Source organism: Pseudomonas sp. MWU12-3103b (genome assembly GCF_023100615.1).
Lineage (GTDB): Bacteria > Pseudomonadota > Gammaproteobacteria > Pseudomonadales > Pseudomonadaceae > Aquipseudomonas > Aquipseudomonas putida_A.
In genome coordinates this window covers 88,172-112,141 of sequence record NZ_JALMEY010000016.1, presented here as the reverse complement: position 1 = coordinate 112,141, position 23,970 = coordinate 88,172, and the positions used below count along the sequence as shown (strand labels likewise).

General features: G+C 61.6%; 14 protein-coding genes. 3 read left to right on the top strand and 11 right to left on the bottom strand.

What is annotated here, in order from left to right; genetic code table 11:
• Nucleotides 1-133: 133 nt before the first annotated feature.
• Both M0808_RS22740 and M0808_RS22735 read right to left on the bottom strand, forming a co-directional pair.
• The gene (locus M0808_RS22740; RefSeq protein WP_247842495.1) at nucleotides 134-4,603 is read right to left on the bottom strand and encodes a hemagglutinin repeat-containing protein; all 4,470 of its coding nucleotides are present in this window, start codon (nucleotides 4,601-4,603) and stop codon (nucleotides 134-136) included.
• A gap of 113 nt (nucleotides 4,604-4,716) precedes the next feature.
• Nucleotides 4,717-6,444, bottom strand: coding sequence for a ShlB/FhaC/HecB family hemolysin secretion/activation protein (locus M0808_RS22735; RefSeq protein ID WP_247842494.1), 1,728 nt, complete (start codon nucleotides 6,442-6,444; stop codon nucleotides 4,717-4,719).
• Nucleotides 6,445-6,787: 343 nt separating this feature from the next.
• On the opposite strand from M0808_RS22735, the gene M0808_RS22730 reads away from it, so the two are divergent.
• Both M0808_RS22730 and M0808_RS22725 read left to right on the top strand, forming a co-directional pair.
• Nucleotides 6,788-7,909: an HlyD family secretion protein gene (locus tag M0808_RS22730; RefSeq protein WP_247842493.1), complete on the top strand. Its 1,122-nt coding sequence runs from the start codon at nucleotides 6,788-6,790 to the stop codon at nucleotides 7,907-7,909.
• On the top strand, nucleotides 7,906-9,498 hold the full coding sequence (locus M0808_RS22725; RefSeq protein ID WP_247842492.1) for a DHA2 family efflux MFS transporter permease subunit: 1,593 nt from the start codon (nucleotides 7,906-7,908) through the stop codon (nucleotides 9,496-9,498). The genes M0808_RS22730 and M0808_RS22725 overlap by 4 nt, the downstream gene beginning before the upstream one ends.
• A 151-nt stretch (nucleotides 9,499-9,649) precedes the next feature.
• Here M0808_RS22725 and M0808_RS22720 read toward each other — a convergent pair whose 3' ends face one another.
• The 3 genes from M0808_RS22720 to M0808_RS22710 all read right to left on the bottom strand — a co-directional run bounded on the left by M0808_RS22720 (nucleotide 9,650) and on the right by M0808_RS22710 (nucleotide 12,705).
• Nucleotides 9,650-10,090 (bottom strand): carboxymuconolactone decarboxylase family protein, encoded by a 441-nt coding sequence (locus M0808_RS22720; protein ID WP_086794853.1) that lies wholly within the window; start codon nucleotides 10,088-10,090, stop codon nucleotides 9,650-9,652.
• A 97-nt stretch (nucleotides 10,091-10,187) separates the two neighbouring features.
• The gene (locus M0808_RS22715) at nucleotides 10,188-11,630 is read right to left on the bottom strand and encodes a mechanosensitive ion channel domain-containing protein (RefSeq protein ID WP_247842491.1); all 1,443 of its coding nucleotides are present in this window, start codon (nucleotides 11,628-11,630) and stop codon (nucleotides 10,188-10,190) included.
• Between the two features lie 208 nt (nucleotides 11,631-11,838).
• The gene (locus M0808_RS22710) at nucleotides 11,839-12,705 is read right to left on the bottom strand and encodes a pirin family protein (RefSeq protein WP_247842490.1); all 867 of its coding nucleotides are present in this window, start codon (nucleotides 12,703-12,705) and stop codon (nucleotides 11,839-11,841) included.
• A 291-nt stretch (nucleotides 12,706-12,996) separates the two neighbouring features.
• Here M0808_RS22710 and dkgB point away from each other — a divergent pair, with 291 nt between their 5' ends.
• A complete protein-coding gene (gene dkgB / locus M0808_RS22705) occupies nucleotides 12,997-13,800 on the top strand; it encodes a 2,5-didehydrogluconate reductase DkgB (protein WP_247842489.1) in 804 nt (267 codons plus the stop codon).
• A 4-nt stretch (nucleotides 13,801-13,804) separates the two neighbouring features.
• Here the strand turns inward: dkgB and M0808_RS22700 are convergent, their stop codons facing one another.
• From M0808_RS22700 to M0808_RS22675, 6 genes are all read right to left on the bottom strand, one after another.
• A complete protein-coding gene (locus M0808_RS22700) occupies nucleotides 13,805-17,023 on the bottom strand; it encodes a transporter substrate-binding domain-containing protein (RefSeq protein WP_247842488.1) in 3,219 nt (1,072 codons plus the stop codon).
• Nucleotides 17,024-17,031: 8 nt separating this feature from the next.
• The gene (locus tag M0808_RS22695) at nucleotides 17,032-17,664 is read right to left on the bottom strand and encodes a response regulator transcription factor (RefSeq protein WP_098968015.1); all 633 of its coding nucleotides are present in this window, start codon (nucleotides 17,662-17,664) and stop codon (nucleotides 17,032-17,034) included.
• 140 nt (nucleotides 17,665-17,804) lie between these two features.
• A complete protein-coding gene (locus M0808_RS22690) occupies nucleotides 17,805-18,239 on the bottom strand; it encodes a chemotaxis protein CheY (RefSeq protein ID WP_247842487.1) in 435 nt (144 codons plus the stop codon).
• Between the two features lie 136 nt (nucleotides 18,240-18,375).
• Nucleotides 18,376-19,092 carry an MgtC/SapB family protein gene (locus M0808_RS22685; RefSeq protein WP_007968289.1) on the bottom strand — a complete coding sequence of 239 codons (717 nt, stop codon included), beginning with the start codon at nucleotides 19,090-19,092 and terminating at the stop codon, nucleotides 18,376-18,378.
• A 161-nt stretch (nucleotides 19,093-19,253) separates the two neighbouring features.
• Nucleotides 19,254-21,953 (bottom strand): magnesium-translocating P-type ATPase, encoded by a 2,700-nt coding sequence (mgtA, locus tag M0808_RS22680; protein WP_247842486.1) that lies wholly within the window; start codon nucleotides 21,951-21,953, stop codon nucleotides 19,254-19,256.
• A 590-nt stretch (nucleotides 21,954-22,543) separates the two neighbouring features.
• Nucleotides 22,544-23,878 (bottom strand): SidA/IucD/PvdA family monooxygenase, encoded by a 1,335-nt coding sequence (locus tag M0808_RS22675; protein ID WP_103369050.1) that lies wholly within the window; start codon nucleotides 23,876-23,878, stop codon nucleotides 22,544-22,546.
• Nucleotides 23,879-23,970 lie beyond the last annotated feature (92 nt).

Genomic DNA, 23,970 nt, shown 5'->3' with positions numbered 1-23,970 from the left:
AGATCGGGTCGAGACAGAAACCAATGTGGGAGCGGGCTTGCTCGCGAAAGCGTCAATTCAGTCAGCTAATTTATCGACTGAATCACCGCCTTCGCGAGCAAGCCCGCTCCCACAGTTTTTATAGCGGTGCTGCTCAGCCTTTTTCGTCGATCCCGGCCTGTAGGGTCTGGCTGTCCAGATTGCCGCTCAGGGTCACCGGACCGACTTTCAGATTGCCGTTATCGAACGATACCTTCGGTGCGTTCTCCTCGGTTTTCTGCGGCAGGTCCAGTCCGGCTTTCACCCCATATTCACGGTTGACCAGATCGCTGCCAACGACCTTCGAAGCGCCCAGATCGACCTTGCCGTCCGTCGATGAAATCCGTGCGCCGGTCAGCTGCGTACCACCACCAACGTTCAACTTCACACCCTGATTGCCACTGATGCCGGACGCCTGCACCACGCTGTCCTTGTGCGCGTATTCGCCTTGCGCTTTCAGCGTCGGTTTATAGTCGGTGCCGGCGAGTTTTTCCTTGTCGCTCGGTGGATTTTTCTTCGCCGTCAGGCCCAGATCAACATCGACCTTGGCCTGCGTCTTCGAGTCCTGACGGCTTTCGACGGTCAGATCACCGGCAACCTTGCCGCCGACAGTGTTCGCGTCGATCCGCGCGCCAGACAGTTGTGCATCGCCTGCGCTATTGAGTACCACGCTGTCAGCCTTGATATGGCTGTTCTGCTGGGTGGTGCCTTGCAGGTAATCGACGCCGACCTTGGCCCCGGCATTGAAGCCGTGATCGCTGCTGGCCTTTTCATCGGTTGCGGTCGGGGTCTTGATGCTCAGGTTGCCGCCGGCATTCAGCGCGACGTTCCAGTTGTTGCGGCTCTCGGTGGACTGCGCCGATTCCTGAACCAAACCGCCCTTCTGCGCATCGATGCTGACGTTCGGCGCGCTGACTTGCGTGCCTTGCAGGTGCACCGCGTCACCGCTCAAGGCGACGTTGCTCTGGCTGTTGAGCTGGCCACCGGTCAGGGTTTGCGAGTTTTCGTTGATGCGGCCGATGTTGAAATTGCCGCTCAGATTACCGCCCTGATCGCGACTTTTCTCGCTGCTGGATTTGCTGCCGCCGCCCTTCAGACCACCACCGAGATTGCTGCCAGTCGCGGTGTGGGTATCAACGGCTGCTTGCAGATCGAGTTTGCCGTCAGCGTGCAGCTCAATGCCGCCGGCGCTGTCGATCCTAGTGCCTTGCTGAACCTGATTGCCACCGCTGCTCAGTTGCACCGGGCCGTTGCCGCTGATGCTCGCCACGTGAGCCTGGGTGTCATTGGTCTGCTTGCCGGTGTGATCAAGCTGGAAGCCAGCGCCGAGGTCGACGTTGGTGCCGTCGGTGCCCGGCAAGGTGCCGACCGTCAGCGAGCCGTTGCCGCGCAGGCTGGAGTCGCTGCTGCTCTGGCGGTCATTGGCCTGATTCAGCGCCAGATCGCCGCCAGTCTTGATGCTCACACCGCCCTGCCCGCCGTCGAAACGGCTGCCAGCGAACTGCGCGTCAGCACCGACGTTGATGTTCACGCCTTGATTGCCGGCATAGCTGCCGACCACCGCCGTGCTGCTGTCCTTGCTGGAGTAGCTGTTGCCGCCCGCGCCGCTGGCGGCAACGTTCACGTCTTCGCCGGTCTTGGTGTAGACGCGCACGTCGACCTTGGCGTCCACCGAGTTATCGGTGCTGCTGTGAGTGTTGCTCGCGGCATCGGCAACCAGTTTGTCAGCGCTGATGTTGACCTTGCCGTTGCTCGCGCTGTACTGGGTGCCCTCGTCGTGCAGGGTGCCGGCAGTTTTCACCTCGACGCTGCCGCCGTCGAAACGGCTGACCACGGCGTTGCTGTTCTGCTCCGTCTTGTCGGCGCTGCCGTGACCGATCGCCACGTCGAGGCCGACGTTCGGCTGGCCGAGATTGCTCAGGGCTTCCTTGTCCGGCACCTTGCCGTTGAGCACATCCTTGACCGCACCGGCAATCGGGCGGGCGATGTCCTTGTACTCGACGTTGGCGCCGATGTCCGCCGACCACTTGCTCTGGTTGTGAGTGCTGCTTTCGGTGTTGCTGGCGGCGCGGTTGTCGACCTCGTTGGCCGCGACGTTCAGACCGTTGCCAGCCTTGACCTGCGCGCCTTCGGTCAGCAGTTTGTCGGCATTGATGTTCAGGCTGCCGCTGCTTTGCACGTGGGTGGTTTGCGCGGTGGTTTTGCTGCTGCTGTCTTGCGTGGTGCTGTGGGCAAAATCGACGCCACTGCCGGCACGGTCGAGGCCGCCGGTGTAGTAGAAACCGCCGCCGGTGCTGGAGGTGTCGGATGAGGTTTTGTGGCTGTCCTGTTCGGCCAACAACGACACATTCTTGCCGCTCAGCGTAGTGCCGCCAGCAGTGGATTTGACTTCACCGCCCTTGATCGTCAGGTCGCCGCCCGCCTTCACCTGCACGCTGCCACCGCTGAGGCTCGAACCTTGCTGGTTGACGTCGTTACGGGTGACGGTCTGCTGCTTGTCTTCGTAGTGCACCCCGGCGCGGTATTGCTCCGGCGTTTGCTCTTTGGCGTAGGCATCGAAGCCACGGGTCTCGGTGGTCGAGCTGCTGTCGTGAGTGTTCTGCGCGGAATGCACGTTCACATCCCCCGCAGCGTCCGCCGTCAGCGCGCCGCCAGCCTTGACCGTGGAGCCGGCCACTTCGATGTCCTTGGCGCTCTTGAGTTTGAGGTTGCTGTCGGAGACCAGCTCGCTGCGCACCGTGGTGCTGTCCTTGGCGTTCTGCCGCGACTCGTCCTTGGTGATCCCGAAGAACTTGCTGTCCTTGTCGTGGTTGTTGCTGTGCGAGGTGTCCTGCACGCCGTCGATCACCAGCGAACCCTGATCGCTGATCACGCTGGCCTCGGTGCCGCCACGGACCTGGCTGCCGCTGATGCGCACGTCGTCAGCCTTGACGATCAGTTTGCCGGCCGCGTTGATTTTGCTGCCCTGATGCCGGGTCTGGCCCTTGTCGGCATCACCGGTCTTGCCGAAGAATCCGCCGCCAACCAGGTCGCCGGAGTAACTGTTGTTATTACTGCGACTGGTGCGGGTGGCCGTGGTGACCTCCACCTGTTTGCCCGCCAGTTTCACATCACCGGCGCTGTTCAATTCAGCGCCTTCGGAACGCAACAACGCGGCGGTTTGCAGAGCGATATTGCCGCCCTTCAACTGGCTGCTGATGCTGCGCTGTTCTTCGCTGCTGTTGTTCCAGTCAGCCTTCCACAGATGCTTGCGATGGTTGCCCTGATCAGTCTGGGTGTGGCTTTCGGTGGCCGCGGTCAGGCGCAGATCGCCGCCACTCTGCACATCGAGGTTTTTTGCCGCTTCAACTTTCGCAGCTTTGAGTTCGGTGTCTTTGCCGGAGGACAATTTGGCGTCACGGCTGGCGACGATCTGGCTGCCGTGCTGGCGAGTTTCACTGTCGGTCTGGGTCCGGTCGTAGGTTTCCCAAGTGATGCCGATGGTGCTGTTGCTCCAGTTTTCTCGCGTCTGCTGAAGCTTGCGGCTTTCGACGGTGCTCAGGGTCAGGTTGCGCTTGGCATTGACGTTGACGTCGCGACCACTGACATCGGTGGCGGCCAGCGTCAGGTCGTTGCCGCTGTGCAGGCCGACATCACCCTGACTGCTGCGAATGCCGGCACGGGTCACTTCGAGGCTGTTAGGGACGGTTTCACCGCTGACACTCAGGTCGCCAGCCGAACGGATCTGCACGCCGTCACGCCCGGCCACTTGCACCGCCCCCACACGCACGCCCGCGCCTTCGGCGGTGCTGACGATGTTGATGCGCCCAGCCTGCATCGCGCCGAACAGGCTGGCATCGATGCGTTGATCCTGGGTGTTGCCCGCCGGGTCCACGGCTTTGACCTGACCGCTGGCGTAATCGACCTGATTGCGCCCGACCGTGAGGTTCAACTGATCGCGGGCATCGATGCGGCCCTGGCTGTCGATACGCGGGGCGATCAGATTGACCGAACCCTCGGCGTTACGCAGGCCGCCACTCTGGATCTGCAACTGACCGCTGGCGTCGCGGGTGTTCAAGGCTTGCAGTTTGCCGTCGTTCAATTCCGGACGCCCGACCAGCAGACTGGCGTTAGGCGTGTTGATGAAACTGCCGCCGTTCACCGAAATGCCGTTGGGGTTGGCCAGCACGTAATCGGCGGCGCGGCCGAAGATTTCCTGGGCGCCGTTGATGGCCGAAGGGTTGCGGCTGATCACCTCGTTGAGGATCACGCTGGCCGCCTGGCCCTGCAGTTGCGGGTTGGCCGCCAGTTGCCCGGCGAGCTGCGATTGCCCGGCCTGCAAGGCGTTGTTCAGCACCAGACCCTGACGGTCGACGTTGTAGTCGAGGAACTGGTTGTGCGACAGGCCCGAGCCGTTGGGCGCGACGATATTGACGATGGGCACGCCGCCCTGGGTCTGCAATTGCGCGGTGCCGCCGGGGCCGGGAGCGACCACCACACCGCCGGCGATGGCGCTGGGCAGGTGCACGGCGAAGAACAGGCTGGCGATCGCCCAGCGCAATTTGCCCCGAGGAGAAAGATGGAATGCAAAGGTATGTGCTGGCATAAAAACGTCTCCATGTAAGTACGGCATCACGGCGCGCGATTTAGTCTTGGCCGTGGCTGTCGCGCTCAGATCCGACGGCGGTTTGTTCACTGCTTGATGAGTCTCGCTGGTGCTCATATCTGCAACCCCACGCGCATCAGCCAGGTCTCTGGCTCGTGCTGCAAACCGTTGGGGGTGTTGAGGGCGCGTTGGTAATCGACGTCCACTTGCAGATTCTTCCAGCCCAGATTCAGCCCGACGCTGGCGCCGCTCAGGCGCTGGCCCTGGGCGCCGTGGTCGGCCTTGAGCCAGCCGTTGTCCAGGCCCACGCGCGGGGTGATCCGCACCGGCCAATCGCTACGCAGCGGCAGACGCAAGGTGTTGCGCCAGATCGCGCCGCTGGCGCCGGATACGCTGCTGACCCGATAGCCGCGCACCGCCGAATCATCGGTGCCGAGCAACTGTTCGATGGCCGGTAACGGGTCGGGGCTGTATTGCAGATTGAGCTGGCTCTGCCACTGCCACGCTTGCGCGCCGAACTGGCCGTTGCGCCATTGGCTGAGGCCGGCGCGGTACTTGCGAAACTGCGCTTTGGGCAAATTGTTGACTGCATGATTGGCGTCGTCATCGGCGCCTAGCCAGCGCAGGCCTTGCGAATAGGTGAAGTCGAGGTTCCACACCGCACGGTCGAGCCAGAACAGATTGAGTCCGGCTTCGGCCACGGTCAGGGTCGGGCTTTGAATGCCCAGACGGACATGTTCCAGATAGCTGTCGACGTCCTTGTGCGCCAGTTGCAGGTTGGCGCTGAGCTGACGGCTCTGGTCGCGCCACAAAACGCGGTCGGCGCGCAGGCTCAGTTGATCGGTGAGGCCGGTGCTGTACAAGGTCGCACTGGGCAGTTTGAACGGCGCGCGGTATTCGGCGTGGCTGGCGAACGCGCTGTAGGTCCAGTAGCCGTAGGGAATCGCGTAATACAGGCTGGCGTTGCGACTGTAGCGGTCGCCCTGATTCAACGTGTCGCTGGCACTGAGGCTCAACAGATCGTTGAGTTGCAGCGGGCTGTCGAAGCTCAGGCTGACGGTATTGCGATCCCGCCCGGTGCTGGCGCTGCCGAGGTTGTCCATGCCCAGGCCCAATGCCCAGCGCGACTGCCCGGAGGTACGCGAACGCAGGATGATGCGCGAGGCACCGGGCTGGCTACCGGGGGCGATGTCGGCGGTCAGGTCGATCGAACGCAAGCGGTTCAGTTGATCCAGGCCTTGCTCCAGATCGCGCAGGTTCAGCGGCTGGCCGAGCATGTGCGGGAACGCGCCGCCCAGCGAAACGGGCAGGCTCTGATCGGCCAGTTCGATGGACTCGATGTAGCCCTCGTCGATCATGATGTCCAGCGACTGCCCCGCCGCCGGCGCGCTCAACAGGTACGGGCGGCTGGCGATGTAGCCCTGCTCGACGTAGCTCGCGGTGATGGTCGCCAGCAGATGGTTGATCTGGCCGACGCCCATGCACGGCGCCAGCAGCGGTTTGATCCGGGCGTTGAGCTTGGCGCTGTCGATCAGCGTGACGCCACCAATGCGCGTGCCGCTTAGCGGCCAGCAGCGTTCATCGGGGGTGACGGTCTGCGGGAGCACTGGGGTGGCGGGCGCAGGACCGAACGCACCGCGCTCCAGTTGGCGCTTGCGTTGTTCCATCTGCAGTTGTTGCAGATCGCGCTGTTGCTGTTGCTGCTGGCGCAGCACTTCCTGGCCCGGCGCAACAGGATCAGCCGCTTGAATCGAGGAGGCACACACACTCAACACAAAGGCCGACAACAGCGGGCAAAGCGTGGAACGACGACGGAAAACAGCGCGAAGCGAATACGGCACGCAACATCCTTGCAATCATAAAATGGCGTAATGCCACTTCATCAATACGAGTGATAGTCAGAGCCTTCCTACGCAAATGCAAGACGCTTCCTACAACGCTTACATTTCTTAAACATTTGATTTTGCTGTGTTCAACGCTACGCCATCAGGGGTTCCCCGAGGGCTTTCATTGAGTTCTTGAAGATTTGGCCCGTATTACTGGCGCTGTCATTTAATCGAAACCGCTCCAAACCCCGATGCCGGGTAAGCAACTGACGATTGGCACAAAAACATAATTGCCACAAAATATTACTTGCGTCATATTACAGCCGTAATAACAGCCCCTTTCCGCAGGTATTACGCCATGACCAGCATGCCAACCGTTGAGCCAGACCTGTCTGCCCCGGTCACCCCCGTCAAGCCGCCACTGCGCAAACGCCTGCTGCTGACCGGCTCTGGCTTGGTCGCGCTGGTCGTGGTCGGCGTTTACGCCAGTCATTGGTGGGGCACCGGGCGTTTTCTTGAAGAGACTGACGATGCCTACATCGGTGGCGACGTGACGGTGATCGGGCCGAAGGTCGCCGGTTACATCGAAGAAGTGCTGGTCAGCGACAACCAATCGGTGAAGGCCGGTGACGTGCTGATCCGCCTCGACGCACGTGACTATCTCGCCAGCCTCGCCAAAGCCGAGGGCGCCGTTGCCGCCGAGGAGGCGCTGCTGGCCAACCTCGACGCCACTGAACAACTGCAGCAAGCGGTGATCGGCCAGGCCCGCGCCGGCATCGATGCCGCCGGTGCCGAAACCGCCCGCTCGCGGGATGACAATGCGCGTTACAAACGTCTGGTCAGCACCAATGCCGTGTCGGTGGAAAGCGCCCAACGCGCCGACGCCACCTTCAAGACCGCCCAGGCCCTGAGTGCCCGCGCCCAGGCCGAATTGCTTGCCGCACAGCGCCAACTGGCGGTGATCGACACCCAGAAACAACAGGCCCGCGCCGCCCTGCAACAAGCCCGCGCCGAGCGTGATCTGGCGCAACTGAACCTCGGCTACACCGAGCTGCGCGCGCCGGTTGACGGCGTGATCGGCAACCGCCGCGCGCGGGTCGGCGCCTATGCCCAGGCGGGTTCGCAACAGTTGTCGGTGGTGCCGGCCAGCGGTCTGTGGGTCGATGCCAATTTCAAGGAGGATCAACTGGCGCGGATGAAACCCGGGCAACGGGTGAGCATCCGTGCCGACGTGCTCTCCGGCCAGGAATTCCACGGCCGCCTCGACAGCCTCGCCCCCGCCACCGGCTCGCAATTCAGCGTGCTACCGCCGGAGAACGCCACCGGCAACTTCACCAAAATCGTCCAGCGGGTACCGGTGCGAATCCTCCTCGATCCGGCTGATGGCGTGCTCGGCCATCTGCGGCCGGGGCTATCGGTGACCGCTGAAGTCGACACCCGCGCGCAAGCCGAAACCAGCGCCGTGGCCGTCGCGCCATGAGCACCGCCCTCACCGCCCCGGCGCAACCGTTCAACGCCGCCGACATGGCCACCGCGACCAAAGTGTTCGCCTTCGCCACGATGTGCATCGGCATGTTCATTGCGCTGCTGGACATCCAGATCGTCTCGGCCTCGCTGCGTGACATCGGCGGTGGACTCTCGGCCGGCACCGACGAAACCGCGTGGGTGCAGACCAGTTACCTGATCGCCGAAATCATCGTGATCCCGTTGTCGGGCTGGCTGTCGCGGGTGTTCTCCACGCGCTGGCTGTTTTGCGCCTCGGCGGTCGGTTTTACTCTGGCCAGCCTGCTCTGCGGCGTGGCCTGGAACATCCAGAGCATGATCGCCTTTCGTGCACTGCAAGGCTTTCTCGGCGGCTCGATGATTCCGCTGGTGTTCACCACCGCGTTCTTTTTCTTCACCGGTAAACAACGGGTGATTGCCGCCGCAACCATCGGTGCGGTGGCGTCTCTGGCGCCGACGTTGGGGCCGGTGATCGGCGGCTGGATCACCGACATTTCCTCATGGCACTGGCTGTTCTACATCAACCTGGTGCCGGGGATTTTCGTCGCCGTGGCCGTGCCGATGCTGGTGAAGATCGACCAGCCGGAGCTGTCGCTGCTCAAGGGCGCAGACTACCTGAGCATGGTGTTTCTCGCGCTGTTTCTCGGCTGCCTGGAATACACCCTCGAAGAAGGCCCGCGCTGGAACTGGTTCAGCGATCAAACGATTCTGATCACGGCATGGATCAGCGGTCTGGCAGGTCTGGCCTTCATCGGGCGCACCTTGCACGTGGCCAATCCGATCGTCGATCTGCGCGCGCTCAAGGATCGCAACTATGCCTTGGGCTGCTTCTTTTCCTTTGTCACCGGGATTGGTCTGTTCGCAACGATTTACCTGACGCCGCTGTTTCTCGGCCGGGTGCGTGGATACAGCGCGCTGGACATTGGTCTGGCGGTTTTTTCCACCGGGGTGTTCCAGATCATGGCGATTCCGCTGTATGCCTTTCTCGCCAATCGCATGGATTTGCGCTGGATCATGATGATCGGCCTGGGCCTGTTTGCGGTGTCGATGTGGGAATTCAGTCCGATCACCCACGACTGGGGTTCCGGCCAGTTGATGCTACCGCAAGCGCTGCGCGGGATCGCCCAGCAACTGGCGGTGCCGCCGGCGGTGACGCTGACCTTGGGGGGCTTGGCACCGGCGCGCTTGAAGCACGCTTCGGGGCTGTTCAACCTGATGCGCAATCTGGGCGGAGCGATCGGCATTGCTGCGTGCGCGACCATTCTCAATGACCGCACCAACCTGCACTTCACCCGCTTGGCCGAGCATTTGAACAGCAGCAACGAGGCGATGAATCAGTGGCTGGCGCAGGTCGGTGGCAACCTGGCGACACTGGGTCAGAGTGGTGACGTCGGCGTCACCGCAGGCCTGCGTCAACTGTGGCTGCTGACCTACCGCGAGGCGCAGACCCAGACCTACGGCGATACCTTTTTGATGATCATGCTGTGCTTCATCATTGCCACGGCGATGGTGCCCTTGATGCGCAAGGTGCAACCACCGGCCGCGCCGAGTGCAGATGCGCATTGATCACCCTTCTGAAGTTTTGCACTTTTCACTGTGGGAGCGGGCTTGCTCCGGGCGGCGATCCGACGAAGGCGGTGTGTCAGATAACCACTAAGGTGACTGACACGACGCCTTCGCGAGCAAGCCCGCTCCCACAGTTTTCGACCGTGAACTGTCAGAGCTGTGGGGTTTTGCGGAAGCCCACCGCCAGACGGTTCCAGCTGTTGATGGTGCTGATCGCCACGCTCAGGTCGACCATTTCCTTGGGCGTGAATTGCGCCGCGACGATGTCGTAGTCTTCGTCCGGGGCGTGGGTCAGGCTCAGCTGGGTCAGCGATTCGGTCCACAGCAGCGCAGCGCGCTCACGCTCGGTGAAGAATGGCGCTTCACGCCACGCGGTGACGGCGAACAGTCGACGCGGGGTTTCGCCGCCCTTGATCGCGTCAGCGGTGTGCATGTCGATGCAGAACGCACAGCCGTTGATCTGCGAAGCGCGCAGCTTGACCAGTTCGATCAGGGTCTTTTCCAGCGGCAGTTTCGAGACCGCGGTTTCCAGGGCCATCATCGCTTTCAGGGCGTCTGGGGAGGCGGTGTAGAAATCGGTACGAGCTTTCATGATTGAGTTTCCGGGGCCAGTGAATGTGTGACTAAGGTAGTCCCGCACTTGCCCCGGACAAATAGCCAATCTCCCGGAAGACGAGTAGACCACCCCGTCACACGCGATTGCGCAACCAGTGCAGGAACCCGGTTTTCGCCACCACGGTCGGCAGGTCCTGCGTCAGGGTCTGGGCCTTGTGCAGGCGATAATCGAGCAAGGCTTTCATCGCCTCATTGATGTCGTGGCGGGCATCCAGACACGGCTTCAGGTAGGTCTTCTCGATGCGATACAACGCGCAAAAGGTTTTCGCCGCGAAGGTCGCCGGCACAGACGAATCGGAGAGGATGCCGGCCTCGCCGATCACCTCCCCCGGCCCCATGCGCCCGGATTCGAACGGGCTGCCATGGCGAGTCAAGGTCACGCTGACCACGCCGGATTCGATGATGAACAAATGATCGCTGACCTCCCCGGCTTCGAGGATCGTCTCGCCGGCACGGAAGGTTTGCAGGGTCATGTTCTGGCTGAAGGTGTCTTTCTCTTCCTGGCGCAGCGTGGAGAAAATCGGCGAACTGTCGAGCAGCGCCCGCGGCCGCGAGAGGTTGCCGGCGACGATCGGTTCGACACTCGACAACAGATTGACCCCGGACGCCTGCAGATGCCGGTAAGCCAGATCGAACAGCTGATTGCGCACCGAGCGCTTCTGATCCATCGACGAGACAAAACCGCTGATTTCATATTCCGCGCCGGCACTGCTGGAGCTTTTCAGCGCGACGCTTGGCGAGGGATTGTCCAGCAGCGGACGGCAGCCCTGCATCGCCCGTTCCAGCGCGTCGATCACCGTGTTGGGGCGAGCGTGCGGGCTGACCTGGACGCTGACGGCCACCCCGAACATGTTGCTCGGACGGCTGAAGTTGATGATCTTGGCCTTGGCCGCCAGCGAGTTGGGAATCACCGCCATGCTGCCCTGACTGGTCTGCAGACGCGTGGCGCGCCAGTCGATGTCGATGACCCGGCCTTCGGTGCCATCGATCGAGATCCAGTCATCGATCTGATAGGGCTTGGTGGTGTTGAGCACGATCCCGGAAAACACATCGCTCAAGGTGCTCTGCAACGCCAGACCGACAATGATCGCCAAGGCCCCGGACGTCGCCAGCACACCTTTGACCGGCAGATCCAGCACGTAGGCCAGGGCCGCGATAATCGCGATCAGGAAAATCACCGCACCGAGCAGATCCTGCAACAGCCGCCCGGTGTGCCCGACCCGCTGCATCATCACCGCACCGATCAGCACGGTCAGGGTGCGCGCGCCAAACAGCCACCAGCCGATCTGCAAGCCGGTCGCCGCCAGGTGCAGCGGCACGTTGTCGGCCCATGGCGCCGGCTCCATCGGATTCAGGCCTTCGTTGAACAACAGCACGCTGAACAGGCTGAAAATCAGCACCCGCACCAGCAGCTTCCACTCGCTGCCACGGGAGCTGATCAGGCGCCACAGCCCGAGATCGAGGAGGATCAGGATCAACGCGCAAAACAACGGATGTTCGGTCAAAAAAGACAACATCAAAGCACTCCGACAGGGGCCAATCGCGAGAAGATCGCACAGATTGGGCAAGTGTAGGAGTAATTGATTTCAGTGGATGAACGCCCGCGTAAAAACACCCAAAAACCAATGTGGGAGCGGGCTTGCTCGCGAAGGCGGTGGATCAGTCAGACATGCATTGACTGGCACTGCGCTTTCGCGAGCAAGCCCGCTCCCACAGGGGTGAAATTTACCCGTGCATTTTGCCAAAACGCCCGGACTGGAAGTCGGCGAATGCCTGATGAATTTCCTGCTCGGTGTTCATCACGAACGGGCCATGGCCGACAATCGGTTCGTCGATCGGCTCGCCGCTGAGCAGCAGCACCACTGCGTCTTCACTGGCCTCAAGGGTCAACTGACGACCGTCGCGCTCGAACAGCACCAACTGCCCGACACCCGCGGTTTCCACACCGTTGATCTGCACCGAACCTTTCAACAGCACCAGCGCGGTGTTGCGCCCTTCGTGCAGATCGAGCGTCAGCAACTTGCCGGCGTTCAACCGCAGGTCCCAGACATCGATCGGCGTGAAGGTGTGCGACGGGCCTTTATGCCCATCGAACTCACCAGCGATCAGCCGCAGCCGGCCGGCATCGTCCTTCAGCGCGATATTGGGAATATCGCCGTCGAGAATGGTCTGGTAGCCGGGCGCAGCCATTTTGTCCTTGGCCGGCAGGTTGACCCACAGCTGCACCATTTCCAGTTTGCCGCCGGTTCTGGCGAAATCATCCGAGTGGAACTCCTCGTGGAGGATCCCGGACGCCGCCGTCATCCACTGCACATCGCCGGGGCCAATGGTGCCGCCGCTGCCGGTCGAGTCGCGGTGCTGCACTTCGCCGTCGTAGACGATGGTCACCGTTTCAAAACCCCGGTGCGGGTGCTGGCCGACGCCGCGGCGCTCGGTGGTCGGGGTGAATTCGGCCGGGCCTGCGTGATCGAGCAGCAGGAACGGGCTGATGTGTTTGCCCAGGTTGTCATAGGAAAACAGAGTGCGCACCGGGAAACCATCGCCGACCCAATGGCCGCGAGGGCTGGTGTAGATACCGATGATGTTTTTCATGGTTGCCTCCAGAAAAGGTGGGTGACGCAATGGATTAAGCTTAAATCCATAGCGTTTTGAGGACTAGACGGCAAAAACCGGCTTTAGTGTTCCATTTATAGAACAGTCTCACCGTTGAATCTCGATCCTTGCGGGAGCGGGCTTGCTCGCGAAGGGGCCGGTCCAGACAACACCACTATCGGGAAAGATTCATGACTTCTGCTCAACAGTGCTTTGCCCCAGCAGCGGTTTTTCCCAAGCACGCAGACGCGGATACTCCTGCCAATTCCCACTGCAACCCTGGAGTCATCAATGTCTGTTCCCGCTTTTGGTCTGGGTACGTTTCGCCTGCAAGGTCAGGTGGTCATCGATTCGGTGCGCACCGGCCTTGAACTCGGTTACCGCGCCATCGACACCGCGCAGATCTACGAGAACGAAGCCGAGGTCGGCCAGGCCATCGCCGCCAGCGGCATTGCTCGCGAAGAGCTGTTCATCACCAGCAAGATCTGGATCGCCAACTTCGCCAAGGACCGTCTCATCGACAGCCTCAAGGAAAGCCTGCAGAAATTGCAGACCGATTACCTCGATCTGACACTGATCCACTGGCCGTCGCCGGAAGATCAGGTGCCGGTCGCCGAATTCATGGGCGCGCTGCTCGAAGCGAAGCGTCTGGGCCTGACCCGGCAGATCGGGGTGTCCAACTTCACCATCGACTTGATGCAACAAGCCATCGCAGCGGTCGGCGCGGAAAACATCGCCACCAACCAGATCGAGCTGCACCCGTACCTGCAAAACCGCAAAGTGGTCGAGTTCGCCCGCAGCCAGGGCATCCAGATCACCTCCTACATGACCCTTGCCTATGGCGAAGTGCTGAAGGATCCGGTGATTCAGCAGATCGCTGAACGCCTGCAAGCGACCCCGGCGCAAGTCACCCTGGCCTGGGCGATGCAGTCGGGTTACGCGGTGATTCCATCGTCGACCAAACGCGCCAACCTGCAGAGTAACCTCGGCGCCACCACGCTGACCCTGAGCGAATCCGACATGGCGCTGATCGCCGGTCTGGAGCGCGGCCATCGTTTGACCAGCCCGAAAGGCATTGCCCCGCAGTGGGATTGATCGCTCAGTCCTGAAGCCGCTGAGCGAGGTCGAGCATGGCCGTGCGCAGCGCATCCGCCGAGCGGTGGACAGCCAGGGTTTCGGCGTCGCGGCACGCCTGTTCGAGATCGCTGCACGCCGCCGCCACTCGCGCCGCACCGACCATTTGCGCACCGCCCTTGATGTGATGCGCCAGGGTGCGTAATTCGCTCAGATCCTGTGGCTGGCGCGCAGCGTCCAGCCGTTGCAGATCGTCGTGCAGACTGCGCAACACTTGTTCGCGCAGGCGCTGCATCACTGCAGGATTGTCCCCGGCCATCTGCTCAAGCGCGCTCAGGTCGATCTCGGGCAACGGCGGTGCCGGGTCCGACAGTTGGTCCCCGTCGCCGCGACTGGCCGCCTTCAATGCCTGTTGCAGATCGTGCAAGCGAATCGGCTTGAACAGACAATCGTCCATGCCGGCCTCAAGACAACGGACTTTCTCCTCGACCTGCGCGTTGGCAGTGAAGCCGAGGATCAGGCAGCGTGCCCGACCGCTCGCCGCCTCTTCTTCACGAAGTGTCCGAGCGAGTTCGTAACCGTTGCGCCGGGGCATGTTGCAATCGGTGATCAGCACATCGAAAGCCTGTGTTCGCCAGCGCTGCAAGCCCAGCTCACCATCCTCGACATCGACCGTAGCGTGGCCCAGTTCACTCAGTTGCCGGCACAGGAGCAAGCGGTTGACCGGATGATCGTCCACCACCAGCACGCTCAGCGAACGCGCTGGCGTGTCCGCCACTTGCGGGCCTGCCGTCTCGGGTTCGAGCGCGGTCAACAGCGGCAACTGCAGGTTTACCTCAACCCGCGTTCCATGCCCCGGCTCGCTGTCCAGGCGCAGTGTGCCGCCCATCATTTCGCAGAGGTTACGGCTGATCACCAGGCCCAGTCCCGAGCCGCTACGCGCTGACTGGCCCTGGTTAGCGGCCTGGACAAACGGACTGAACAGGCGTTTGCGGTCATCGGCACTGATGCCGATTCCGCTGTCTGCAATCGCTAGTTTCACGGCCAACTGGCCAAGCGCTGTCCTGGTTACCGACAGTTGCAGACTGACCTGCCCATGCTCGGTGAACTTGATCGCGTTGCTCAACAGGTTTGACAGCACTTGCTTGAAGCGTGTCGGGTCGAGCATGACGTCGACGTCACTGTGCGCATCCAGTTCGACCTGCCACAGCAGGCGCTTCTCCCGCGCCAGCCCTTCGAATACGCGGCACACCGCGATCACTTGTTCGCGCAGATTGGCCCGCTGCGGCGCGAGGGACAAATGCCCGGACTCGATGCGTGCGATATCGAGAATATCACCGATCAACGCCAGTAATTGCTGGCCGGCAGCGGACGCGACCTCGATTGCCAGCTTGTCGGTGACGCCCTCCTCGGCACGCTTGAGGGCCATTTCGAGCATGCCGATCAGGGCATTCATGGGGGTGCGGATTTCATGGCTCATGGTCGCCAGAAACGTAGTCTTGGCCCGATTGGCGTCGTCGGCGGCATCCTTGGCCTGCTGCAACTGTTGCAGCCACTGCTGACGCTGACGCAGTTGCGAGCGCTGAAAACCGATCCAGGCCAAGGCCAGCAACAGCATCCCTGCCGCACCGGCAAACGCCAGCAGGATTTCGCGGCGATGACGCTGCCAGTAGCTCTCTTCCACGACCACGTCATGGCTCCAGCGCTCGACCAGTTCGTCCATCTGCTGCGGCGCGATGCTCAGCAACGCCTTGTTCAGAATCGTGTGCAGCGCCGTATCCTGCGCTGCGGTCGCCAGGGCAATGCGTGCCGGCTGATCACCGATCGTGTTGGTGATGCGCAGGCGCTCGCGGTAATGGCGGGCGATCAGAAAACGCGCCACCAGCAGCGAGCTGACGGTCACGTCGGCCTGGCCTTTGGCGATCTGCTCCATGCCCTCGGCCGGGCTGCGCACCTCCACCAGGCGAATCCCGGGCACCTGCTGCAGAATAAAGTCGTGCAATGGATGACCGCGATAAATCGCCAGCCGCTTGCCCGGCAGATCGGCGAGGCTGCGCGGGCTGCCGGCCGTCGTCGCGCTGACCAGCACAAACGGATTGTTCAGGTAGGCACGGGTAAATTGCAGCTCGGTTTCCCGTTCGCTGCTCGGGGTCACCACCGGCAGCACGTCGAGCTCACCGGCCTTGAGCTGTTCGATCTGACGGTCCAGCGAACGCCCCCTAACCACCTCGAATTGCAGCCCGGTACGCTGACTGATCAGGTTGAGCAACTGCGCCGACAGCCCGTTGAATCGTCCGTCGGCATCAAAAAACGTCAGCGGTGCGAAGTCTTCGATCACGCCGACCCGCACCCGCGGATGTTGCTCCAGCCACTGCTGCTCGCTGGCACTGAGGCGCACCTGCGACTGCGCGGCCATTTGCGCGCGCCCTGCGCTCCAGCGCTGCTCGATCAGTTGACGACGCTCCATGGGAATCGCCGCCAGCGCCCTGTCGATGATGCGTTTGAGGCGCACCTCACTGCGCAGCAGGGCGAAACCGAAGGGATTGGCATCCAGGCCCGAGGGCCCGGCCAGTTGCAGGTCATTGCGGTAATTGGTGTTGATCAGGTAATTGGCACTGATCAGATCGCCGAGATAGCCGTCATTGACACCGAACGCCACCGCACCCAGCGCATCCATTGCCGAGGAGTAACGCTGCACCTTCGCGTCGGGGTAGAACGCCTGCACGCTGGTCAGCGGCAGGTAGTCCTCGACCATGGCGATGCGTTTGCCTGCCAGGTCGGCCGGTAACGTTTCGTCGAGCCGGGTCACCAGCATCGGTTGGTCTTCGGCGTAGGGGCGCGACAAGATGAAATCTGGATCGGCCAGCTCGAAATTGTTCGAGGTGCCCAGCAGATCGAGTTCGCCGCGCTTGAGTGCGCTCATCACCGCGTCGCGGTTTGCGTAGCGTTGCACCTCGATCCGAACCCCGAGCAGTTGCGCCAGCAACTCGGCATAGTCGGCGGTGAGACCTTCCAGCTCCTGCCGATTCCGCGTGATCTCGAACGGTGGATAATCGGGCCCGGAAATCCCCATGCGCAACGTCGGATGGCGGCGTAGCCACTGTTGATCCTGGGGGTCGAGCGGGACTTGAATGTTCTCCAGTGCTGCCTGGCTCAACAACTCCAGAGGCTGCGGCGACTCACTGGCCCAGCAGGTGGCCGTGATGCTCAACCAGAGCACGCACCACCAGCGTCGCAGATTCACTGTGCTACTCAGATCAAATCGTTGCGCTTGGCGAATTCGCGCAAGTACACCGCTGACTTTGAGTGCAGACCCAGCTTTTTTATCAAGCGGGTTTTGTAAGTGCTGACGGTCTTGTGGCTGAGGAACATTTCAGCGGCGATTTTCTTGTTGGGCTTGCCCAGGGCCAACTGCACGAGAATGTTCAGTTCTCGGTTGGAGAGCTCGTCGATCAGCTGTTTTTCGCTGCGGTGCGACGGGGTCGACACAGAGCCGCTATCAGGCAGTGCAGCAAAATAGGAGTAGCCCGACATCAGCGCCTGGACAGCCTTGTGCAATTGCAGCAACTGGTTGGTTTTAGCCACGTAACCCATGGCGCCACTACGCAGACAGCGATCCTGATAGTGCAGCGGATCCTGAGAAGTAAAAATCAGCACCCTGCATTCGGGGTCGTTGGCCTTGAGCCGCTCCAGCGCTTCCAGTCCACCCACCCCCGGCAACTTGAGATCGAGTATCACCAGTTCCGGTTTGTGCTCACGGCTAAGCTCCAGGGCTTCGCTGGCGCTCGACGCTTCATGAATCACCCTGAACCTTTCGGCTTCGAGCACAAGTTTCACGGCAGCCCGCACCACCGGATGATCGTCGACGATCAGCGCTGACTTCATGACCGCTCCCAGGGCAAAAACAAACGATGGCGCCACCGGTAGCGGTGTTCCGCCGGGGTGGCTGCGCAAGAACTGTTACACGGGAAGCCAGTCGTATCTACCTGTCAGATCTGACAGTTGCGCAAAAACGTAATTCGTGCTCAAGCCCGGCATTGCAAGGCTGGCGCCGGGTTCCAGGCATTAGCTGCACACACCGGGGCAACGTCGACCCGCGCCATCAGGTGCTTGATCGCAGCCGCGTTGGGCAAGGCGACGGGGCTGATCTGCAGGTTTTCCTGAGCGAAGCCGGCGGGTGTCAGCGCAGGCGCCGAGGGCTCGTTATAGATCAGCGCGTGGCGCACCTGCGGGTTGTTGAGGAAAAACCCCGGCAGGTCCAGCGATCCGGCCGCCAGCTCGGCGTTGATGACCACGACGTCGAACGGCTCGCAGCCATAGTCCACCAAGGTCAGCAGCTCAAGCAGACTCTGTACCGGAGCAACCCGGAAGTATTCGAGACCATTGAACAGGCGCTCGATTTTCATCCGGTGAAAATGCTGCGAATCGGCAATCAGGATACGCAGGGCTTTATTGATCATGCTCGATCTCGTGGAGGTGGACGGGTGCCCCAAGACTACGCAAGCCTCAGGAGCAGTTCTGTAGGACTTTTCCTAAAAAACCGGTCATTCATCCGCACTCATGAGCCATGCCGAATGGCTGCCCGACGTTGTTGCCTTATTCAGTGGTACTCGGACTCCAGAACGCCTGCACCACCAGCGCTGAAGTCGAAATCCGCGCCACCAGCGCATCGAGTTCATCGCCGTCGACCGAAGTCGTCGCCAGCGTGGCTTCGATCTCGATTTCGTCGGCACCGAAGGCGTGTACATCGACGTCGCTGGCCGGGTAGTTGCTGCGTTCCAACTCGGCTTCGAGCAGGGCGAACACGGCTTTCTGCTGTGAGCGCCGGGCGATGACATAGACAATGTTGGTGACTTCGGCCGAGACCACGTCCAGTGGCTGGCGGTTGATGTTGTTGACGATCGGCCGCAGCAAGGTGTTGGCGGCCAGAATGAACAGCGTGCCGAGCACCGCTTCGGCCAGCAGGTCGGCACCGGCGCAGGCGCCAACGGCGGCTGACGTCCACAAGGTCGCGGCGGTGTTGAGGCCGCGCACGTTGCCTTCTTCGCGCATGATCACCCCGGCGCCGAGAAAGCCGATGCCGGAAACCACGTAGGCGACCACCCGCACCGCGCCTTCAGCACCGCCGAGACGGTTGGCCATGTCGACGAAAATCGCCGCACCGACCGCCACCAGCACGTTGGTGCGCAGACCGGCGGTGCGTTGCCGGTACTGACGCTCGAAACCGATCAGGCCACCGAGGATGAACGCTGCGCTGAGGCTGACCAGCGTGTCGAGCAAAGAAGTCAGGTTGAGGTTGTTGATGGCTTGCATGATGGAATCCTTGGGAAAATCCACACTTCCCCCTGTGGGAGCGGGCTTGCTCCGGGCGGCGATCCGACGAAGGCGATTGTTCAGTCACATTTGTAGTGGCTGACACACCGCATTCGCGAGCAAGCCCGCTCCCACAGGGGGGGACAGTGTTGTTTGAATCTTTATTGCCAGCCAAATCGGCGGATGTAGAAGCCTTTCACCGCCTGGGTCAGCGCCATGTACGCCAGCAGGATCATCGGCAGGAACACGAAGTACATCGACGGCAGTGCCTGCAATTTGAAGTAGTTGGCCAGCGGTCCCATCGGCAGGAAGATTCCGACCGCCATGATGATCCCGGTCATCACCAGCAGCGGCATGGCTGCACGGCTTTGCAGGAACGGAATCTTCGGCGTGCGGATCATGTGCACGATCAGCGTCTGGGTCAGCAGCCCCACCACGAACCAGCCGGACTGGAACAGGGTCTGGTGATCCGGGGTGTTGGCATCGAACACATACCACATCAAGGCGAACGTCAGGATGTCAAAGATCGAACTGATCGGGCCGAAGAACAGCATGAAGCGCCCGACATCCGCCGGCTGCCAGCGCTGCGGCTTCTTCAGCATCTCCTTGTCGACGTTGTCGAACGGAATGGCGATCTGCGAAATGTCGTAGAGCAGGTTCTGTACCAGCAGGTGCATCGGCAGCATCGGCAGGAACGGAATGAACGCACTGGCGACCAGCACCGAGAACACGTTGCCGAAGTTCGAGCTGGCGGTCATCTTGATGTACTTGAGCATGTTGGCGAAGGTCCGCCGCCCCTCGAGTACGCCCTCCTCCAGCACCATCAGGCTCTTTTCCAGGAGGATGATGTCAGCGGCTTCCTTGGCGATGTCTACCGCGCTGTCCACCGAGATTCCGATGTCGGCGGTGCGCAGCGCCGGGGCGTCGTTGATGCCGTCGCCCATGAAGCCGACCACATGCCCGTTGCCCTTGAGGATGCGCACGATGCGCTCCTTGTGCGACGGCGTCAGCTTGGCGAACACGTTGGTTTTTTCTACCGCCACGGCCAGCTCGGCGTCGCTCATGCGCTCGACATCGTTGCCCAGCAGCAAGCCCTGTTGGGCCAGACCGACTTCGCGGCAAATCTTCGCGGTCACCAGTTCGTTGTCACCAGTCAGCACTTTGACCGCGACGCCGTGCTCGGCCAGCGCCTTGAGCGCCGGTGCGGTGCTTTCCTTCGGTGGATCGAGGAAGGCCACATAACCGATCAGCGTCAGTTCCTGCTCATCGGCCAGGCTGTAAGTGTCGCGACCTTCCGGCATCGAGCGGGCAGCCACTGCCACCACGCGCAAGCCTTCAGCGTTGAATGCTGCGGTGACCTGACGAATCCGGGTCAGCAATTCATCGCTCAAGGCTTCTTCGACTTCGCCGTGCTGCACGCGGGTGCACACCGCCAACACTTCTTCCACCGCACCTTTGCAGATCAGTTGATGTGGCTGGCCACGCCCTTCGACCACCACCGACATGCGCCGGCGATTGAAGTCGAACGGAATCTCATCGACCTTGCGAAATGCCGTGCCGACTTTCAGTTCACGGTGAATTTCCACATGTTCCAGCACCGCCACGTCGAGCAGGTTTTTCAGCCCGGTCTGGTAGTAGCTGTTGAGGTAGGCCATTTCCAGCACGTCATCGGAGTCTTCACCCCAGACGTCGACATTGCGCGCGAGGAAGATCTTGTCCTGAGTCAGAGTGCCGGTCTTGTCGGTGCACAGCACGTCCATGGCGCCGAAGTTCTGGATCGCGTCCAGACGCTTGACGATGACCTTTTTGCGCGACAGGAACACCGCACCTTTGGCCAGGGTCGAGGTGACGATCATCGGCAGCATTTCCGGGGTCAGGCCCACGGCAATCGACAGCGCGAACAGCAGCGCTTCGGTCCAGTCGCCCTTGGTGAAACCGTTGATGAACAGCACCAGCGGCGCCATGACGAACATGAAGCGGATCAGCAGCCAGCTGACTTTGTTCACGCCCAGCTGGAACGAGGTCACCGCGCGGTCAGTCGCGCCGACCCGCTGCGCCAGCGCGCCGAAATAGGTGCTGTTGCCGGTGGTGAGAATCACCGCCACCGCCGTACCGGACACCACGTTGGTGCCCATGAACAGGATGTTCTCCAGCTCCAGCGGATTACGCGTGTCGCGGTCGGCCTGACGGGCGAATTTTTCCACCGGCATCGATTCACCGGTCATCGCCGCCTGGCTGACGAACAAGTCCTTGGCGCTGAGCACCCGGCAGTCGGCAGGAATCATGTCGCCGGCGGACAGCACGATCAGGTCGCCCGGCACCAGTTGCTTGATCGGCAGTTCGATCCGCGGCTCGTCGCGGCGCATCACCGTGGCGGTGTTGCTGACCATCGCCTTGAGCGCATCGGCGGCCTGGTTGGATTTGCTTTCCTGCCAGAAGCGCAGCAGCGTCGACAGCACCACCATGGAGAAAATCACCGTGGCGGCTTTCAGGTCTTCGGTCAGCCACGAGATCACCGCCAACAGGGTCAGCAGCAGGTTGAACGGGTTTTTGTAGCAGTGCCACAGATGGGTCCACCATGGCAGCGGCTGCTCGTGTTCGACTTCGTTGAGGCCGTACTGCGCACGCAGGGCGTCGACTTCAAAATCGGTCAAACCGTCGGTGTGAGTGCCCAGCGACGACAGCAGTTCACCGCTGTCGCGATGGGCCGCATCGACCAGGGTGTTGGCCAGGGTGGGCGGCACTTCACGGCTGACCGTGGTGTCGGTGATCGATTCCAGCAGTGCCAGACGGCGGAAGTGCCGGGCGATGTGGCGTGTGCGCAGAAAGCCTGCGAAAAATTCCTTGAGCGTAAGTTTCATGGCTGTTGCCCCTATGGTCAGCCGGGAAACCGTCGAGCAGGTACGACCGCGCCTCGTACGCCGGAAAATCCGGCACGGCAAGGCTTGGCGCGCCGATCACAAAGGACAGGCGTGTCGATAGGTTTGCGATCGCGACCACACGGTCGAAACCACACACTTTCAGTGTCGATGAGAAGGACGTCGGGACATGGTCTCAACTGACCATGATCGGGATGCCGCTGCTCGCTTTACGGCGAGACAACGGCAGAGAAAGGCTGCGCGTTATCTTGCCGAGAATCTGCCGGTTACCGAGACCGGCCGACAACTGTCACTCGAACAAGTACCCACTGTGGGTCTCCGCTATTGATGAAAACGCGCGAAGCTTACGCCTCGATGATTTGAGAGTAAACCCGTGGAAGGAGGTGTGTCGGGGAATATCGGGGATGTTCAGGAAGGGTTCAGGAATGGTTTTTTGCGGTGGTCCTTGAGGCCCCTTCGCGAGCAAGCTCGCTCCCACAGAGGATCTTCATTGAACACAGGTTTTGTGGTCGACAGAGATCCAATGTGGGAGCGAGCTTGCTCGCGAAAGCGGTATGTGAGGCGCTACAAAATCAGCTGGCCGTCGCCAACAACAGATCCGCCACCGAACGATGCCCACGGTTCTTGCCATGCTCATACAGCGAGCCGGCAATCTCGTCAGCACGCACCGGCAACACCGACAGCAACGTATCACTCAGGCCATGGCTGGCCTGGCAGAAGCCCTGCATGTACAGACCGGCCTTGCAGCGTTCGTCGGTGATCAGTTTGTAGTTGCGATCGACCTCGAAATCACCGAGGTATTCTTCCAGCGGTGCCAACAGTTTGCGGTGCATCTGCCGCTCGTAACCGGTGGCCAGGACCACGGCGTCATAGAGGCGCACGGTGACTTCGCCGGTGGCGTTGTTGCGCACCGCCAGTTCGATGCCGCGTTCGGTGGCGGTGGCGCTCTCGACGGTGGTCAGGGTACGGAACGCATGACGGGCGATGCCTGAGACTTTCTGCCGATAGAAGATGCCGTAGATGCGCTCGATCAGGTCGATGTCCACCACCGAGTAGTTGGTGTTGTGGTACTCGTTGACCAGACGCTCACGCTCGGCGCTGTTTTGCTGGAACACCAGATCGGTGAACTCCGGCGAGAACACTTCGTTGACGAACGGGCTGTCGTCCGCAGGCTTGAGCGCCGAGCCGCGCAGGATCATGTCGACCTGCACCGACGGGAACGAATCGTTCAGATCGATGAAGGCTTCCGCCGCGCTCTGCCCGCCGCCGATGATCGCGATGCTCATCGGCTGGTTGTTCACACACGGCTGTCTGGCCATCTGCGACAGATACTGCGAGTGGTGGAACACGCGGCTGTCACCCTTCAGCGCCTTGAACGCTTCGGGAATCCGCGGCGTGCCACCGGCACTGACCACCACCGAACGCGCAGTGCGCACCAACTGCTGGCCTTCGCTGTCGCGGGAGATCACGCGCAGCGCTTCAACCTGATGGTTGTGCAGCACCGGTTCGATGGTCAGCACTTCTTCGCCATAGCGGCTCTGTTCGGTGAACTGCCCGGCGACCCAGCGCAGGTAGTCGTTGTACTCCATGCGGCACGGGTAGAAGGTGCCGAGGTTGATGAAGTCGACCAGACGGCCGTGGGCCTTCAGGTAATTGACGAACGAGTACGGGCTGGTCGGGTTGCGCAGGGTCACCAGATCCTTGAGGAAGGAAATCTGCAATTCGCTTTGGGTCGACAGGGTGTTGCCGTGCCAGCTGTAGTTGGCCTGCTTGTCGAGGAACAGCACATCCAGCTCGCCGTGGGTCGGGCCGCGCTCTTGCAGAGCGATGGCCAGCGCCAGGTTCGAAGGGCCGAAACCGACGCCGATCAGGTCGTGAACGATGGGCGATGCAATTGCCTGAGTCATTTCCAGTGTCCTCTGGATGAACCCCTCAACAAGGGGAAAGGAGAGCCTAAGTGACCCGACTGGCCTTGAGCAGGACAGCAGGTCGTCTGTTG